General features: G+C 61.7%; 12 protein-coding genes and 3 tRNA genes. 11 read left to right on the top strand and 4 right to left on the bottom strand.

Going from position 1 to position 16154, the window contains the following annotated elements:
• The first annotated feature begins 120 nt into the window (after positions 1 to 120).
• The 5 genes from JL2886_RS02755 (at position 121) to JL2886_RS02735 (ending at position 1993) form a co-directional block, all read left to right on the top strand.
• Positions 121 to 1119: an aldo/keto reductase gene (locus JL2886_RS02755; RefSeq protein ID WP_065270620.1), complete on the top strand. Its 999-nt coding sequence runs from the start codon at positions 121 to 123 to the stop codon at positions 1117 to 1119.
• A 221-nt stretch (positions 1120 to 1340) separates the two neighbouring features.
• Positions 1341 to 1417 (top strand) — tRNA-Asp (locus tag JL2886_RS02750).
• 81 nt (positions 1418 to 1498) lie between these two features.
• Positions 1499 to 1575 (top strand) — tRNA-Asp (locus tag JL2886_RS02745).
• 75 nt (positions 1576 to 1650) lie between these two features.
• Positions 1651 to 1727, top strand: a tRNA-Asp gene (locus tag JL2886_RS02740).
• A 41-nt stretch (positions 1728 to 1768) separates the two neighbouring features.
• Positions 1769 to 1993, top strand: coding sequence for an RND transporter (locus tag JL2886_RS02735; RefSeq protein WP_065270619.1), 225 nt, complete (start codon positions 1769 to 1771; stop codon positions 1991 to 1993).
• A 90-nt stretch (positions 1994 to 2083) separates the two neighbouring features.
• Here JL2886_RS02735 and JL2886_RS02730 read toward each other — a convergent pair whose 3' ends face one another.
• Entirely contained in the window at positions 2084 to 2971 is an 888-nt protein-coding gene (locus tag JL2886_RS02730) for an alpha/beta fold hydrolase (protein WP_065270618.1), read from the bottom strand.
• Between the two features lie 100 nt (positions 2972 to 3071).
• Positions 3072 to 4463, bottom strand: coding sequence for a M20/M25/M40 family metallo-hydrolase (locus JL2886_RS02725; RefSeq protein WP_065270617.1), 1392 nt, complete (start codon positions 4461 to 4463; stop codon positions 3072 to 3074).
• A 385-nt stretch (positions 4464 to 4848) separates the two neighbouring features.
• Between JL2886_RS02725 and hemA the strand changes: the two genes are divergently transcribed.
• The 3 genes from hemA (at position 4849) to ispG (ending at position 8641) form a co-directional block, all read left to right on the top strand.
• Positions 4849 to 6072 carry a 5-aminolevulinate synthase gene (hemA, locus tag JL2886_RS02720; protein ID WP_065273496.1) on the top strand — a complete coding sequence of 408 codons (1224 nt, stop codon included), beginning with the start codon at positions 4849 to 4851 and terminating at the stop codon, positions 6070 to 6072.
• A 129-nt stretch (positions 6073 to 6201) separates the two neighbouring features.
• Entirely contained in the window at positions 6202 to 7413 is a 1212-nt protein-coding gene (locus tag JL2886_RS02715; RefSeq protein ID WP_065270616.1) for a helix-turn-helix domain-containing protein, read from the top strand.
• A 103-nt stretch (positions 7414 to 7516) separates the two neighbouring features.
• Positions 7517 to 8641, top strand: coding sequence for a flavodoxin-dependent (E)-4-hydroxy-3-methylbut-2-enyl-diphosphate synthase (ispG, locus tag JL2886_RS02710; RefSeq protein ID WP_065270615.1), 1125 nt, complete (start codon positions 7517 to 7519; stop codon positions 8639 to 8641).
• Positions 8642 to 8749: 108 nt separating this feature from the next.
• On the opposite strand, the gene JL2886_RS02705 is transcribed toward ispG, so the two are convergent.
• Together JL2886_RS02705 and JL2886_RS02700 are read right to left on the bottom strand one after the other, a co-directional pair.
• The gene (locus tag JL2886_RS02705; RefSeq protein WP_065270614.1) at positions 8750 to 9514 is read right to left on the bottom strand and encodes a DsbA family protein; all 765 of its coding nucleotides are present in this window, start codon (positions 9512 to 9514) and stop codon (positions 8750 to 8752) included.
• On the bottom strand, positions 9511 to 10890 hold the full coding sequence (locus JL2886_RS02700; protein ID WP_065270613.1) for a M48 family metalloprotease: 1380 nt from the start codon (positions 10888 to 10890) through the stop codon (positions 9511 to 9513). Before JL2886_RS02700 ends, JL2886_RS02705 begins: the two co-directional genes overlap by 4 nt.
• Here JL2886_RS02700 and JL2886_RS02695 point away from each other — a divergent pair.
• The 3 genes from JL2886_RS02695 (at position 10889) to JL2886_RS02685 (ending at position 16033) form a co-directional block, all read left to right on the top strand.
• Complete coding sequence (locus JL2886_RS02695; protein ID WP_065270612.1) at positions 10889 to 12031, top strand: pyridoxal phosphate-dependent aminotransferase; 1143 nt, start codon at positions 10889 to 10891, stop codon at positions 12029 to 12031. The genes JL2886_RS02700 and JL2886_RS02695 overlap by 2 nt on opposite strands.
• 78 nt (positions 12032 to 12109) lie before the next feature.
• Positions 12110 to 13330 carry an N-acetylmuramoyl-L-alanine amidase gene (locus JL2886_RS02690; RefSeq protein WP_065270611.1) on the top strand — a complete coding sequence of 407 codons (1221 nt, stop codon included), beginning with the start codon at positions 12110 to 12112 and terminating at the stop codon, positions 13328 to 13330.
• Positions 13331 to 13531: 201 nt separating this feature from the next.
• Positions 13532 to 16033 carry a penicillin-binding protein 1A gene (locus JL2886_RS02685; RefSeq protein WP_065270610.1) on the top strand — a complete coding sequence of 834 codons (2502 nt, stop codon included), beginning with the start codon at positions 13532 to 13534 and terminating at the stop codon, positions 16031 to 16033.
• Positions 16034 to 16154: the final 121 nt, after the last annotated feature.

The raw sequence follows: 16154 nt of genomic DNA, 5'->3' as shown, positions 1-16154 counted from the left end.
CTGATCCTGCCTGAGCGTCAAAGGGCAGGCAAGAACGACGGGGAAGAGCGTTCGACAAACGGGCTTCTTTTCGGCACCATGCGCCGGACGAACACATAATCGAAGCCGGAAAGAGAGCTCATGAAGCAGCGCAAACTTGGAACCCAGGGGCCAGAGGTCGGATGTATCGGCTATGGCGCGATGTCCTTTTCAGACATGTACGGCCCCACCAATGAGGCCGAAAGCCACGCCATTCTCGACAGCTGCCGGGATCTGGGGGTGACGCTGCTGGACAGCGCCAATATCTATGGCATGGGAAAATCCGAAAACGCCATCGGATCTTATCTGCGCGCCAATCCCGGGGCGCGTGATGAATTTGTGATCTCGACAAAGGCCACGATCACGCGCGATGCCGATGGCAACCGGTGCTTTGATAACTCGGCAGAGCATCTTGAGGCAGAGCTGGACAAATCCTTGCAGCGGCTGGGCGTCGAGTGTGTCGATCTGTTCTATGCGCACCGCCGCGATCCGCGTTTCACGCCCGAGGAAACGGCGGCGAACCTTGGTCGCCTTGTGGAAAAGGGCAAGACACGCGCGATCGGTCTTTCGGAGGTGGCGCCCTCAACCCTGCGGCGGGCGATGACGGCCTTTCCTGTTGCGGCTGTGCAATCGGAATATTCCTTGTCGACCCGGTTCCCCGATCTTGGCCTGGTACAGGCCTGCGCCGAACTCGGGGTGGCTTTTGTGGCTTTCTCGCCGGTGGGGCGCTCCTTGCTGACAGACAACCCGATTCCGAAGGCGCGGATCCCGCAACTGCCGTTCCTTGCTGGCAACCCGCGGTTCATGGAGCCGAATCTGAGTGAGAACCTGCGGATCACCGATAAGTTCCGTGCACTTGCGGCGCAGATGGGAACCTCGGCGGCAGCTTTGGCCAACGCTTGGCTGCTGACCCGCGGCGACCACGTGATCCCGATCCCCGGGACCCGCAGCGTCAAACACCTTGGGGAATGCGTCGCGGGCGCGGATCTGACGCTGACGCCTGAGGACTTGGAACGGATCGAGACTGTGTTGCCCGTGGGATGGGCGCATGGCGACCGCTATTCGGATGAGCAGTGGATCGGCCCTGAGCGCTATTGCTGATCCGACAGTTGCTCTGGTTCACGGCGAAGGGGCGAATACGGGTCTTTGGTTCGCGAGTGCGGGGAGGGATAGGGAGCTTTCCTCTTGGTTTCAATGCTTTACATCTGGGGATGAATTTTTTTGGCCGAAAGCGGATAAAATGACAAAACACCGCTTGACGATACCCGAGGCCTAGGAATATTACACCCCAACGTTCGGCAGAGATGCTGAACGGGCAGCGAGCGGTTGTAGCTCAGTTGGTTAGAGTACCGGCCTGTCACGCCGGGGGTCGCGGGTTCGAGCCCCGTCAACCGCGCCACTGCTGCCTGCCCGCCTTGGGCAATACCAGGGTCCGCTCCGGATGGGGGATGCCGAAAGGCAGATGATATGAGATCCATGCGCGGTTGTAGCTCAGCTGGTTAGAGTACCGGCCTGTCACGCCGGGGGTCGCGGGTTCGAGCCCCGTCAACCGCGCCACTCATAAGTCTGGTCCCATGTGACAATGGGAATTCCCGAAATGGGACCGGTCGGGACGCCTTATATAGGCCATGCGCGGTTGTAGCTCAGCTGGTTAGAGTACCGGCCTGTCACGCCGGGGGTCGCGGGTTCGAGCCCCGTCAACCGCGCCACTTCCTTTTTCCTAGAAAAATCAGGATCAGATGCGAGCGTCATGAAACTGCTGGATTCCATCGACTGGACGACTGCGATCATTGTCGCACTGCTTCTGGGGCTGGCGCCTTTCTTCCCCGAACCGCACCTGTGGGAAAAGCTCAGGATGCTGTTTGCAGGCGAATTGCAGCGCGCCCTCGACTGGTTCGATCTGCTGATGCACGGCGCCCCCTTGGTGCTGTTGGTGCTCAAGGCCGCAAGAGACCTTCGCGCACGCAAGGGGTAGGCTGACGCGATTTTCCTTCTATCATCGGCCAAGGTTGGGAGAGCCTGCAGAGGCTCAGTGCCCATGTAGCCGACACCATCGGTGCCAAGATCACCGGATGTCAGAACGCTGGCTGTTCACTAAGAAGTCCAGGAGCGCTTCCGCGGTTTCCGATGGGTGCTGGTCCACGAAGAAATGCCCGCCCGGAATGGCCGCAGCGCGCATTTTGGCTAGGCGGGGCGCCCAGGTCGCCTCCACATCGTATTGTTTCGCCATAGCGCCGGTGGCGCCATAAAGGACCAGCGCGGGGCAGGAGACCTGACAGTTCAGATCAGCGGCATCTAGCGCGAAATCCACATCGATTGCGGCGCGGTAATCGTTGCACATCGCATGGATGCAGGCCGGATCACGCCAGCTCTTGCGGTAGGCCGCCAGCGCCTCGGCCGGGAAATCCTCCAGCCTCGCGCCGCCCCAGCCCAACAGGCAGCTTTCAAAATAGTAGTCCGGGTCCGCCCCGATCATCCGCTCGGGAAAGGGCGCGGGCTGCGCCAGAAAGAACCAGTGGTAATAAGCGCGGGCGACTTCTTGGTGCAGGTCTTCGAGCAGTAGATGGGTGGGGACGATGTCCATCACCGTTAGGCTAGCGATGGCGTTTGGGCTATCAAGCGCCATGCGATGCGCCGTGCGTGCGCCACGGTCATGGCCGACGAGGTGAAAGCTCTCATGGCCCAATGAACGCATCAGCGCCACCTGATCGGAGCCCATCTCGCGAAAGCTCATCGCGGTCATGTCGTCTGGCTTGCTGCTGTCGCCATATCCGCGCAGATCGGCGGTCACCACGGTAAACTGTTCGGCAAGGCGTGGTGCCACGGTATCCCACATGGCGCGGGTTTGCGGGAACCCATGCAGCAGCAGAACGGCAGGTCCGCTGCCTTGGTGGGTGTAGGCAATCGCCTGGCCGTTCACCTCGGCGCGACCTGTTTCGATTTCTGTGGCCATCAACCTGACCTCCCTGAGTGGCGTGACTTCCCTGAATGAGAGATACCCGGCCCACAGGGCCGGGCATGGCGGGGAGCCGCCGCTCCCCTATCTTGTCCGCTTACGACTGGGTCAGTGCCTCCAGAACCCGCGCCCAGGAGCGGATACCCTTGTGAAAGCTCTTGAGGTCGTATTTCTCGTTCGGGGAATGGATCGCGTCATCTTCATTGGCAAACCCGATCAGCATCGATTCCATGCCGAGGATGGATTTGAAAAAGCCCGCGATCGGGATCGATCCGCCCATGCCGCAGAAAACCGCTTCGCGCTCCCATTCGTCGCTCAGCGCGCCGCGGGCGGCGGTGAATTCGGGGCGGGTGATATCCATCACCGAAGCACGCGATCCTTCCAGATCGTTGTCCCAGACCACCTTGCAGTCGGGCTTCAGGCGGTCTTCGATATGCTTGCGGATTTTCAGGCGCAGCGCGTCGGGGTCCATATCCCCCACCAGACGGCAGGTGATCTTGCAGTGCGCCTCGGACGGGATCACGGTTTTCGATCCGGCGCCGTTGTAGCCGCCCCACAGGCCGTTGACTTCCAGCGTCGGGCGCGCCCATTGCTGCTCCAGAATGCTGCGGTCTTTTTCGCCATGGGCCTGGGTGTAACCGGCGTTGCCAAGGTAGTCGTCTGCATCAAAGCCGCAGCCTTCCCACTGGCGCATCTGGTCCTCGGGCACCTCTTTCACACCCTCATAGAAGCCTTCGACGGCGATCTTGCCGGTTTCCTCATCATAGAAGGAGGCGACGATGCGGCTGATTTCGCGCAGCGGGTTGAGGCCCGGGCCGCCATAGTGGCCGGAATGCAGGTCGATGCGCGGGCCGACCAGGGTGAATTCATCCTTCAGCATGCCGCGCAGCTGCGAGGCGATGGAGGGTACGCCCCGCGACACCATGGAGGTGTCACAGATCAGCGCAATATCGGCTTTCAGTTCTTCGGCGTGCTCTTTCATGAAGGGCACCAGCGAGGGCGACCCCGATTCCTCTTCGCCTTCGAAGAAGAAGGTGATGCGGCAGGGCAGGGAGCCGTGGATCGCCTGCCAGGCGCGGCAGGCCTCGACAAAGGTCATCAACTGCCCCTTGTCGTCCGAGGCGCCGCGGCCCCGGATGACGGTGCCGTTTTCGGTCTCTTCCAGTTGCGGTTCGAACGGCGGTGTCTTCCACAGGTTCAGCGGATCGACCGGCTGCACGTCATAGTGGCCGTAGAACAGGACATGCGGCGCGTCCTTGTTTTCCTGCCCCACGTGGCCCACCACCATAGGGTGGCCGGGGGTTACGCGCTTTTCGGCGTCGATGCCGATGGATTTGAGATCTGCCACCAGCCAGTCAGCCGCCTTTTCGCATTCTGCCTTGTAGGCCGGGTCGGTCGAGACGGACTGGATCCGCAGCAGATCCAGCAGCCGGTCCGTTGCTGCGTTCACATCGGCGTCGATCCGGTCCAGCACTTCATTCAATGACATGTCTCACTCCTGCGTTCTGATTATGGTTTGTGATGATTTGTCGCGGACCGTAGCAGCGCCGTCAAAGAGGCGCCAGTGGGGAAGCTGGACGAGGGGATGAACCGCCATAGCCGGCTGTCCATGCAGGTATTTTCCAAAGTTTCCGATCCTCTATGACCGGCGCCTTTCAGCGCCGCGGGCCACGCAATTGTCAGGAAATAGCCGCCCGCGCCGGGTTGTGGGCTCAGTTGCTTAGGTCTATTTGACCTGCATCAATGTTGCGCAACATGCCTTTTGCGTAAGCAGTTGATCAAAATCGGCGTCTAGGGTAGTTATTCATAAATGTGAATGGGACTGCCTTCGCGCCAGCGCCCTGGGTGCCAGACTTACAGCTATGGAGATGCCGGTGGACTATACCGCGAAACTCGACGCAGCGATTGAAAGCCTTCACGAAGAAGGCCGCTACCGGACCTTCATCGATATTGAACGGAAGAACGGACAGTTCCCGCATGCGGTCTGGACCCGTCCCGATGGCAGCGAAAGCGATATCACCGTCTGGTGCGGTAACGATTACCTTGGCATGGGGCAGCACCCGGTGGTTCTGGCCGCGATGCACGAGGCGATCGACGCAACCGGCGCAGGCTCCGGCGGAACCCGCAACATCTCAGGCACCACCGTCTATCACAAACGCCTTGAAGCCGAACTGGCGGATCTGCACGGTAAGGAGGCATCCTTGCTGTTCACCTCGGCCTATGTGGCCAATGACGCAACGCTTTCGACCCTGCCCAAGCTGTTCCCTGGTCTGATCATCTATTCCGATGCGCTGAACCATGCTTCGATGATCGAAGGCGTGCGCCGCAACGGCGGTGCAAAACGCATCTTCCGCCACAATGACGTGGCTCATCTGCGCGAACTGCTGGAAGCAGACGATCCGGAGGCGCCCAAGCTGATTGCCTTCGAATCGATTTACTCCATGGATGGCGATTTCGGTCCCATCGAAGAGATCTGTGATCTGGCCGATGAATTTGGCGCGTTGACCTATCTCGACGAAGTGCATGCGGTGGGGATGTACGGCTCGCGCGGCGGCGGTGTGGCTGAGCGTGACGGTCTGGCAGACCGTATCGACATCATCAATGGAACCCTGGCCAAGGCATTTGGCGTGATGGGTGGTTATATCGCGGCTTCGGCCAAGATGTGCGACGCCATCCGCTCTTATGCACCCGGCTTTATCTTCACCACCTCGCTGGCCCCGACGGTTGCAGCCGGGGCGGCGGCCTCGGTGGCTTTCCTCAAGACCGCGCCCGAGCTGCGCGAGAAGCATCAGGAACAGGCAAAGATCCTGAAAATGCGCCTTAAGGGGCTGGGCCTGCCGATTATCGATCACGGCAGCCACATCGTGCCGGTTATCGTCGGCGACCCGGTTCACACCAAGAAGTTGAGCGATATGCTGCTGTCGGATTTCGGCATTTACGTTCAGCCGATCAACTTCCCCACAGTCCCGCGCGGCACCGAACGGCTGCGGTTTACCCCGTCGCCGGTGCATGGACCGCTGGAAATCGACGCTTTGGTCAAGGCAATGGACGGTCTTTGGTCGCATTGTGCGCTGAATCGCGCCGAATTGGCCGGGTAGTGCACAGTTCTGTGTTCAAAACTGTTGAGTGTGTTATCGTTTCATCAACGGATTGGTCAGCTTGAGTCGTTAGGGTGATTCTGCAGACATCAAAATCCGGTTGCGGCAGGTAAAGATGGGACATCAGGCATGATCGGGCGCCTTACTCAGCGCAAATCAAAAGAGCAGGGTGAGCCATCCGCGCCCAAAAGTTTTGACGACTTTGAGCTGCGGCTTGGCGACATGATGCGCGGCGAGCGCGCAACCATGGGGAAATCCCTGCTTGATGTGCAACGAGAGTTGCGCATCAAGGCGTCTTACATCGCTGCGATTGAAAATTCCGATCCTTCAGTTTTTGACACGCCCGGCTTCATCGCCGGGTATGTGCGCTCTTACGCGCGCTATCTGAACATGGATCCCGAAGAGGCGTTTGAAACCTTCTGCCGTGAAAGCGGCTTTACGGTTGCCCACGGCATGTCGGCCGAGGCTTCGGTGCGTAAGGCAAAGGCTGCACCCGGTGCACAAGCGGCAAATGCGAGTGGGCTGGGCAGCGATCCGTTCACCTCGCCCAACACGCCCTTTGCCCCCTCTGCGGGTGGTCTGTTCAGTCATGTGGAGCCACGCGCCATCGGATCGCTGATGGTGCTGGCGGCGCTGATCACTGGCATCGGCTACGGCGGCTGGAGCATCCTGAAAGAAGTGCAGCAGGTGCAGTTCGCACCGGTCGATCAAACGCCGCTTGTGCTGGCGGATGTGGACCCGCTGGAAGGCGCGCAGCTGAACCTGGCGAATGCGGATACGGATCCTGCGGCAGCGGCTCTGGACCGGCTCTATCGCCCTCAGGCGCTGGATGTTCCGGTTCTCGAAGCCCGGGACGCGCCGATTGCAACGCTTGATCCGCGCACCTTTGGCAACTTTGCCGAACCCGATCTGCCCTCCATCCAACTGGCGGAGGCCAGCCTGCCTGCGGACATCGCCGGGCAGCAGCTGACGGTACCGCAGGTTGTCGAAGAGGTGGCGCCAAGCGCGGAAATGCTTGCCGTACGTCCGGCATGGGTCGAGGTGACCGCCGCGGATGGCAGCGTCATCTTCGAAGGGATCATGGAACCGGGCGATCGGTTCGAGATTCCCCTGACCGAAGTTGCACCGACCCTGAAGACCGGGGAAAGCAGCGGCATCTATTTTGCCGTCAATGGACAGCATTTTGGTCCCGTGGGCCAGCGTGGACGGGTGACCAAGAATGTCGATCTGTCCCCGGATGCGATTTCGGGCCGGTTCGAGGTTGCCGATCTTGAGGATGACCGCAACCGCGCCCTTGCGACCCTGGTGGCGCAGCTGCAGGTCGACAGCGCGCAGGACTGATCCTTTTTCCGCTTTTACTGTGTCTGACCGCGCCTGCCATTGCAGACGCGGCCCGCAGCACGTATCTACCGGCTGAGCAGCAGGACCATAGGGGACGGACCGCATGTCGCTGAATCACATTCGACCCTGGCGCCATATCGAGCGCCGCAAGAGCCGCCAGATCCATGTAGGGAACGTGCCGATTGGCGGGGATGCGCCCATCGCGGTGCAGACCATGACCAACACGCTGACCACCGATGTCGCTGCGACCATCGCCCAGGTGCAGGCCGCCGCGGAGGCGGGCGCGGATCTGGTGCGTGTCTCGGTCCCGGATGAGGCTTCGTCCAAGGCGCTGAAGGAAATCGTGCGCGAAAGCCCGGTGCCCATCGTTGCGGATATCCATTTCCACTACAAACGCGGGATTGAGGCAGCCGAGGCAGGCGCCGCCTGTCTGCGCATCAATCCCGGCAATATCGGCGATGAAAAACGCGTCGCCGAAGTGATCAAGGCCGCCCGCGACCACAATTGTTCGATCCGGATTGGCGTCAACGCCGGTTCGCTGGAAAAGCACCTGCTCGACAAATACGGTGAGCCTTGCCCCGAAGCGATGGTCGAAAGCGGTCTCGATCATATCCGCATCCTGCAGGATCACGATTTCCACGAGTTCAAAATTTCGGTGAAGGCCTCTGATGTCTTCATGTCGGCAGCCGCTTATCAGCAACTGGCCGAGGCGACGGATGCGCCGATCCACCTTGGGATTACCGAGGCAGGGGGCTTTGTCTCCGGGACCATCAAATCGGCCATCGGTCTGGGGCAGCTTTTGTGGATGGGCATTGGCGATACGCTGCGCGTCAGCCTCTCTGCCGATCCGGTCGAAGAGGTGAAGGTCGGCTTTGAGATCCTGAAATCTCTGGGCTTGCGCCACCGGGGCGTCAATATCATCTCCTGCCCCTCCTGCGCGCGGCAGGGGTTCGACGTGATCAAGACGGTGGAAGCGCTCGAAGAGCGACTGGCCCATATCCATACACCGATGAGCCTGTCTATCATCGGCTGCGTTGTGAACGGGCCGGGTGAGGCGCTGATGACGGATGTCGGTTTTACCGGCGGCGGGGCTGGGGCCGGGATGGTCTATCTCGCGGGCAAAGCCAGCCACAAGATGAGCAACGAAGAGATGGTCGACCATATCGTCGAACAGGTCGAACAAAAGGCTGCAGAAATCAACGCGGCTGAGGCAGCCGCCGCAGAATAAGCAGACGGCCCCATACCGGTGCTACATGCAGGTCCAACAAAAACGGGGCGCCAAGGGCGCCCCGTTTTGCGTTTCAGTGCGTTTCTCGGGCTGCGGTCGCAGCGCGGGTCAGCCGCGGTTCTTGCGGTTCTCTGCCACCAGGACTTCCATCTGATCAGCAGGCAGGTAGCCGCGCAGCAGTTCACCGCCCAGAACAAATGTGGGCGTGCCGGAGATCGACAGACGTTGGGCCAGATCGCGGGTCTGGCGCAATTCGCGGGTGACGTCCTCGGAATCCATATGGGCGAGGATGGCGTCGGCATCCAGATCCAGACCATCCGCCAGACGGCGCAGGGCGACTTCCCCCGGCTCGCCGGTCATCTCCATCAGGGCTTCGTGCACGGATTTGTACGCATCGCCGCCAGCCAGCTGTTTGGTTGCAACAGCAAAGCGCGACGACAGCACCGAGGCTTCGCCCAGGATCGGGAATTCCTTCACCACCCAGCGGATGTTACCATCCTTGGCAAGCAGCTCTGCCACCTCGGGCGCGGCGCGGCGGCAATAACCACAGCGATAGTCCATGAACTCGACCAGGGTGATGTCGCCCTCGGGGTTGCCGCCGACCCAGGAATAGCCATCGTTCTCCAACTCCTGCAGGTTGTCGGCAACCAGCGCCTGATCGCGGGTGGCTTCGGCGGCGGCCTGACGTTGCTCCAGCAGGTTCACGGCCTCAAGGATCACCTCGGGGTTTTCCATCAGGTATTCCCGCACCTGGACGCCAAAGGCTTCGCGTTCGGCGGCGCTCATGTTCGAAAGGTCCAGCGCCTGCGCGGGGGCGCCAAGCAGCGCAAGAGCAGTGGCAGCACCTGTTGCTGCACGTGTAACACGGATCATTTTCGTTTCCTTTTCTGTGTTTTCTCATAGGCCACCAGCACGTCCTGCGCCCGGCGCCAGGCTGGCGATCCGGTGGGCAAAAGCGCGGTGGCGCGTTTGGCATGCAGACCGGCGTCGTCCAGACGCCCCTGCAGGGCATAGCGTTCCGCTGTCACCAGCGCGGCAAGCCCGGTCTGTTTGGTTTTGGCATAGGCCTGCGCCATGTCCCGCAGCAGCACCGTGTTGCGAAAATCGATGCCGCGGGATTTTTCCAGCGATTTGAGCGCGGCCCGGGGCTGCCCGGCAGCAAGCTGCGCCCGGCCATAACTGGCCAGCACAAGCGGGTCCGAGGGGGCCAGCGCGACCGCCTGCCCGTAACTGGAAAGCGCGGCATTCCAGTCGCGGTTTTCCATCAGGATCTGACCTTTGAGATCGTGATAAAACGGATCCTTGGGGCGCAGCGCGATGGCGCCGTTTATGGCGGTCAGCGCCTTCTTGCGATTGTTGAGCCGGTGATAGGCGATCGCCTCCCGCATGAGCCGGACATCCTTGTGGCTCTCGCTGCCTGCGCGCCGCAGCGTCCACTTCGGAGAGCGGACGAAGGCAGACAGCTTGCCGCGCAGCCGGGCGAACCAATACTCGGCCTCTGGATCGGTCGCGATGTCGGTGCCGTGGCTGGCGACATAGGCCTGCGCCGCGCGGATGCGGTCGCGGCTGAGTGGATGCGAGCGCATGTAGGGGTCCTGATGCTGGGCGCTCAGCACTTCTTGTCCGGCAAAGGTCTGGTGCAGATCAACCAGCCCCTGCGGATTGACGCCGGCGCGGCTCAGATACCCCGCCGCCGAGCGGTCGGCCGAAGCCTCTTCGGCGCGGGTGTGTGACAGGAAGCCGCGCAGGGCAGAGCTTTGCGTGCCGATCGCGATCCCGGTCGAAGCCTCACTGCCAGCGCCCGCAGCGGCGGCCAGAACCGCCAGCGCCATGCCCAGCCCAGCGGCACTTCCGGCCGAACGCATGTTCTGCATTCGCCGGGCCAGATGACCGTTTGCGATATGAGCTGCTTCATGGGCCAGAACCGCCTGCAGCATCTCGGGGCTGTCGGACTTGAGGATCAGGCCGTAATGCACGAAAATCGTTCGGCTATCCAAAACAAAGGCGTTGTAGCTCGACTCGTTGACCACAAGGATTTTGGTGCGCCGCGCATTGAGCCCCGCCGCCTGCAGAACCGGCGCCGCAAGCCGGTTCAGCGCCTGTTCCACATCTGCGTCCCGCAACAGGGTGATCGATGCCGCCTGCACAGCCGTCGCCGCATAGGCTAGCAGGCAAAACACCAGAGCCGGGATTGACGCCAGACGAGAGAAACGGTCAAAAGTCATGCGCGCACCATGGGAGAACATCATGCGAAACTCAACCCGCTCAGAGGTCGATCCGTTTATTGTGATGGATGTCATGGAGGCCGCCCGCAAGGCCGAAGAGGCCGGGCGCCGGATCATTCACATGGAGGTCGGCCAGCCTTCGACCGGGGCGCCGGTGGCGGCGCAGCAGGCGCTGGTCAGGGCGCTGGAGAATGACGCGCTGGGGTATACCGTGGCGCTGGGGATTCCGGCGTTGCGCGAACGTATCGCACGCATGTATGGCGAATGGTATAATGTGGATCTGGATCCCGGGCGCGTGGTGGTGACCTCCGGCTCGTCAGGGGCGTTCCTGCTGGCCTTCACGGCGCTCTTTGACAGCGGTGACAGGGTCGGCATCGGCGCGCCGGGCTATCCGTCCTACCGGCAGATCCTGCATGCGCTGGGGCTGACGCCGGTGGATATTGAAACGGCAGCGGAAAACCGCCTTCAGCCAGTGCCAAGCGATCTTTCCGGGCTTGATCTCGCCGGGCTGATGGTGGCCTCTCCGGCGAACCCGACCGGCACGATGCTGAACCGCGATGCCATGGCGGCGCTGATCGGCGCGACGCAAGAGGTTGGCGCAGCCTTCATCTCGGATGAGATTTATCACGGGATCGAATATGAGGCCAAAGCGGTCACCGCTCTGGAGCTGACCAATGATGCCTATGTGATCAACTCCTTCTCCAAGTATTTCTCGATGACTGGCTGGCGCGTTGGCTGGATGGTGGTGCCTGAGGATCATGTGCGGGTGGTGGAACGTCTGGCTCAGAACATGTTCATCTGCGCGCCGCACGCAAGCCAGGTGGCGGCGCTGGCAGCGATGGATTGCGAGGAGGAACTGCAGGCAAACCTGGCGGTCTATGCCCGCAACCGGCAACTAATGCTGGAGGGGCTGCCCAAGGCGGGTTTCAGCAAGATCGCACCGCCGGACGGGGCATTCTACGTCTACGCGGATGTGTCGGAGCTGACGCAGGACAGCCGTGCATTTGCCGCCGAAATTCTGGAAAAGGCCGGGGTTGCGGTGACGCCGGGGCTGGATTTCGATCCGGTCCGGGGCGCCACAACGCTGCGGTTCTCTTATGCGCGCTCCACCGCCGATATCGAAGAAGGGCTGTCGCGTCTGCGCAGTTTCATGGAAAACCGTTAAGGTCCCCGTCAAAGGCGATGGGGGCGGTGGGTGCAAACACCCGCTGGTCAGAAGCAAAACAGAATGGGCAGGAACAGGATGACAGGCAGGATATTGGCGATCATCGCGGCGCTGTTTCTGGGCGGCGCGGCTATGGCGCAGGGGTTTTCCGGGCTCGCGCGCATTGATGCCGAGCAGAGCCGCATCAGGGATGCGGGGCAGGGGGCAGAGATTGATCTGCACCTTAGTCAGGGGGTGCCCTATCGCCTGTTCACGCTCGACAACCCTCCGCGTCTGGTGCTCGACTTTCAGGAGGTGGACTGGACGGGGCTGCGCCGGGAGAACCTGATCCAAGGCGAAAACCTGCGCGATGTGCAGTTCGGAACCTATGTGCCGGGCTGGTCGCGCATGGTTCTGGCGCTGGCCGGACCGATGCAGGTTAGTGCTGCTGGGATGGAGGTTGATCCGGTGACAGCGGGCGCGATCCTGTCGGTCAGGCTGGACAAAACAGATGCCGAACAGTTTGCCGCCAGTGCTGGCGCTCCGCAGGACCGGCGCTGGGACCTGCCCGCGCCCGAGCCGCTGACACCAGCTGCCCCGCGTGACGACAATGCGCCGCTGCTGGTGGTGCTGGACCCGGGGCATGGCGGCATCGATCCCGGTGCGCAGGTCGAGGGCGGCCTCGATGAAAAGACCTTGATGCTGCAATTTGCCTTTGAACTCGGTGAAATGCTGGTGCGCTCGGGCCAGTTTTCGGTGCAGCTGACCCGTGATGGGGATTACTTCGTATCGCTGGAGCGCCGGATTGCGCTGGCGCATCAGGCCGGGGCGGATCTGTTCATCTCACTGCACGCGGATTCCCTCTCCGAAGGCGGCGCGCGGGGATCGACCATCTATACCCTGTCGAAAGAGGCTTCGGACAAGGCATCGGCCACCCTGGCCGAGCGGCACGACCGATCGGATCTATTGTCTGGGACAGACCTCAGCGCGGCGGATGATCTGGTGACGGATGTGCTGCTGGATCTTGCCCGGCAGGAAACCCAGCCACGCAGCGAGGCGCTGGCGCGCGCCATCGTCGAAGGGCTGGCGGAGCAGGGCGGGCCGCTCAACCGGCGGCCCATGCGCTCGGCCGGATTTTCGGTACTGAAATCGGCGGATATCCCGTCGGTCCTGATCGAAATAGGCTTCCTGTCCAGCGCCCGCGATCTGAAGAATCTGAAGGACCCGGAGTGGCGCGCCCAGGCGGCGCGCGGTGTTCTGTCTGGCCTGATCGAATGGCGTATCCGCGATGATGCGCTGCGCCCACTGGTACGCCAGTAGCCGGAAAGCAGGAAAAAGGCGCCCATGGGGATCGGCGCGCAGGTGCCGACCCATGGTTCGCATGCAACCACGCCTGTTGCTTTGGCGTCGAATCCTCTATGGTTTTCCTGATACCGGCGGCATATATTCGCCGCTTCCCGTTTTGACCCCATTCGCAGGGGCTTCTATATAGGCGGGACCGTGCGAGAGAGGCTTTATTCCGTGCTCAGGTTCATTCTATCCTTCTTCGGCTCCATTTTCAGTACCATCACGCTTGGCGTGGCGGTGGTTGCACTGACCATTGGCGCGGTCTTCTGGATGTATGGGCGCGACCTGCCCAGCCACGAATCCCTGGCGCAATACCAGCCCCCGACCATCAGCCGGATCTATTCGGGCGAAGGGCAACTGATCGACGAATTCGCCGAAGAACGCCGCCTGTTCACCCCGTCGCACGAGATCCCGGCGCTGGTGAAGCAGGCCTTCATCTCTGCCGAAGACAAGAATTTCTATTCCCACGCCGGCTATGATGCCCGTGGTATTGCTGCCGCCGCGATTGAAGCGGTTCGCTCGCGCGGGTCCAACGTACGCGGTGCCTCGACCATCACCCAGCAGGTGATGAAGAACTTCCTTCTGTCCGGTGACCGTAAGGCCGAGCGCAAGATCAAGGAAATCATCCTCGCCACCCGGCTTGAGGAAACGCTCGACAAGGACCGAATTCTTGAGCTCTATCTGAACGAGATTTTCCTGGGGCAGAATTCTTACGGGGTCGCGGCGGCCTCGCAGACCTATTTCAACAAGACCCTTGGCGAATTGGCCCCGCACGAAGCTGCCACGCTGGCCTCCATGCCCAAGGCGCCGTCGGATTATCACCCGGTTCGGCGCAAGGACCGGCTGCTGGCCCGGCGCAACTACGTGCTGCGCGAGATGTACGAGAACGGCTATATCTCCGAAGACGTCTACAAGGTGGAGGTCGAACAGCCGCTGCGCTCGGTTCAGAACGGCGATTTCGAAAGCTTCCGTACCGCTCTGCCGCCGCGCGATTATTTCACCGATGAAATCCGCCGCCAGCTGTCGCAGGACTTTGGGGAAGGCGAATTCTTTACCGGTGGTTTCACCGTCCGCGCCACCATCGACGAGGAAATGCAGACAGAGGCCGCGCTGGCGATGCGCAAAGGTCTGGAGAAATATGACCGTTCGCGTGGGATCTGGAAGGGCACAGGGGTAACCCTCACCGAAGAGGAACTCGCCTCCGAAGAGACCTGGCGCGAGGCGCTGGGACAAGCCGATGTGTCCCGCGACATCGACCTGGGTGGGAAATGGCTGCCTGCCGTGGTGCTGACAGTGGCCGACCGGTCGCTGACCGTTGGCGTAGAAGGCGTTGCCGAAACCGGCAGCGTGCCGCGCTCTGACATCAAGTGGATGAAGGGCAATTTCAAGGACAACTTCACCCGTGGAGACGTGGTGCTGGTCCGCGCCGAGATGAAAGACGATGCCTTTAGCCATTGGTCGCTGCGGCAGGTCCCCGAAGTGCAGGGCGGTTTCGTTGCGATGGACGTGAACACGGGCCGCGTTCTGGCGATGCAGGGCGGGTTCTCCTATCAGCATTCGGTGTTCAACCGCGCCACCCAGGCGCAGCGACAGCCTGGGTCCAGCTTCAAGCCCTTCGTCTATGCGGCGGCGCTGGACAGTGGATACAGCCCGGCGACGATCATCGTCGACGCCCCGATCGAGATCAACACGCCGCAGGGTCTGTGGCGGCCCAAGAACTCCAGTAACAAGTTCTACGGTCCGACGCCGCTGCGCACAGGGATCGAGATGAGCCGGAACCTGATGACCATCCGACTGGCGCAAGAGGTTGGCATGCCGGTGGTCGCGGGCTATGCGGAACGCTTTGGCGTCTATGACAATATGGGCACCTATCTGGCCAACTCGCTGGGGGCCGAGGAAACCACGCTCTACAAAATGGTGGCAGCCTATGCGATGTTCGCCAATGGCGGCCAGCGGGTGCAGCCGACCCTTGTGGACCGCATTCAGGATCGCTTTGGCAAGACGATCTACCGCCACGATGACCGCGACTGCGTAGATTGCGCCGTGGCTTCCTTGGAGCCTGGACGGGCACCGCGTATCGTTGCCGACCGCGAACAGGTGATGGATCCGATCACCGCCTATCAGCTGACCTCGATGATGAAGGGGGTTGTCGACCGCGGCACCGCCTCCAGCGTGATCAACCTGCCGGTGCCCACCGCGGGCAAAACCGGCACCACCAACGATTCGCGCGATGTCTGGTTCGTCGGCTTTACCTCCAATATCGTTGCGGGTTGCTACATGGGCTTTGACCAGCCCCGCCCGATGGGGCGTGGCGCCTATGGCGGCACCATGTGCGGGCCGGTGTTCCAGCAGTTCATGACCAAGGCTGTCGAAAAATTCGGCGGCGGTCCCTTCGAAGTGCCCGAAGGCGGCCATTTCATCAAGATCGACCGCTATACCGGCGCGCCTTTGCCGGATGATGCTTCGGGTGCCTATGTGGTGGCGGAATACTTCCGCGACGGGGCTGAGCCGATCTTTGGCATGACCTTCGATGGCGGCTTTGCCATGGGCTCCAGCCTGCCGTTGATCGAAGAGGTCGAACAATCCGGGCGCAAGGTTACCACCTCAAGCGGTGGAACCGCGGTTCTGGGGCCAAAGGCCAGCTTTGGCACCATCAGTTCGGGCGGCCTTTACTGACCGCCCGCCTGTGCCTTTGCGGGCACCGGCTTTGACGGGGGTATTGCGCGCGGGGCGCGATTGTCGGCCGCCTATGCGCACTGCTTGACGATGGACAGGCGCAGACCCTTGTTCTGCCTTG

This window comes from Phaeobacter gallaeciensis, from assembly GCF_001678945.1.
Lineage (GTDB): Bacteria > Pseudomonadota > Alphaproteobacteria > Rhodobacterales > Rhodobacteraceae > Phycobacter > Phycobacter gallaeciensis_A.
Note: the sequence above shows the minus strand (reverse complement) of the source record. Positions and strands in the feature narration are given on the sequence as shown.

What these genes read in the sequence shown, in the direction of transcription:
- JL2886_RS02715 (WP_065270616.1), top strand. Translation starts at nt 6,202, where the DNA reads ATGATCGGGCGCCTTACTCAGCGCAAATCAAAAGAGCAGGGTGAGCCA.
- JL2886_RS02700 (WP_065270613.1), bottom strand. Translation starts at nt 10,890, where the DNA reads ATGATGTTCTCCCATGGTGCGCGCATGACTTTTGACCGTTTCTCTCGT.
- JL2886_RS02725 (WP_065270617.1), bottom strand. Translation starts at nt 4,463, where the DNA reads ATGTCATTGAATGAAGTGCTGGACCGGATCGACGCCGATGTGAACGCA.
- JL2886_RS02755 (WP_065270620.1), top strand. Translation starts at nt 121, where the DNA reads ATGAAGCAGCGCAAACTTGGAACCCAGGGGCCAGAGGTCGGATGTATC.
- JL2886_RS02690 (WP_065270611.1), top strand. Translation starts at nt 12,110, where the DNA reads ATGACAGGCAGGATATTGGCGATCATCGCGGCGCTGTTTCTGGGCGGC.
- JL2886_RS02735 (WP_065270619.1), top strand. Translation starts at nt 1,769, where the DNA reads ATGAAACTGCTGGATTCCATCGACTGGACGACTGCGATCATTGTCGCA.
- JL2886_RS02695 (WP_065270612.1), top strand. Translation starts at nt 10,889, where the DNA reads ATGCGAAACTCAACCCGCTCAGAGGTCGATCCGTTTATTGTGATGGAT.
- JL2886_RS02705 (WP_065270614.1), bottom strand. Translation starts at nt 9,514, where the DNA reads ATGATCCGTGTTACACGTGCAGCAACAGGTGCTGCCACTGCTCTTGCG.
- ispG (WP_065270615.1), top strand. Translation starts at nt 7,517, where the DNA reads ATGTCGCTGAATCACATTCGACCCTGGCGCCATATCGAGCGCCGCAAG.
- JL2886_RS02730 (WP_065270618.1), bottom strand. Translation starts at nt 2,971, where the DNA reads ATGGCCACAGAAATCGAAACAGGTCGCGCCGAGGTGAACGGCCAGGCG.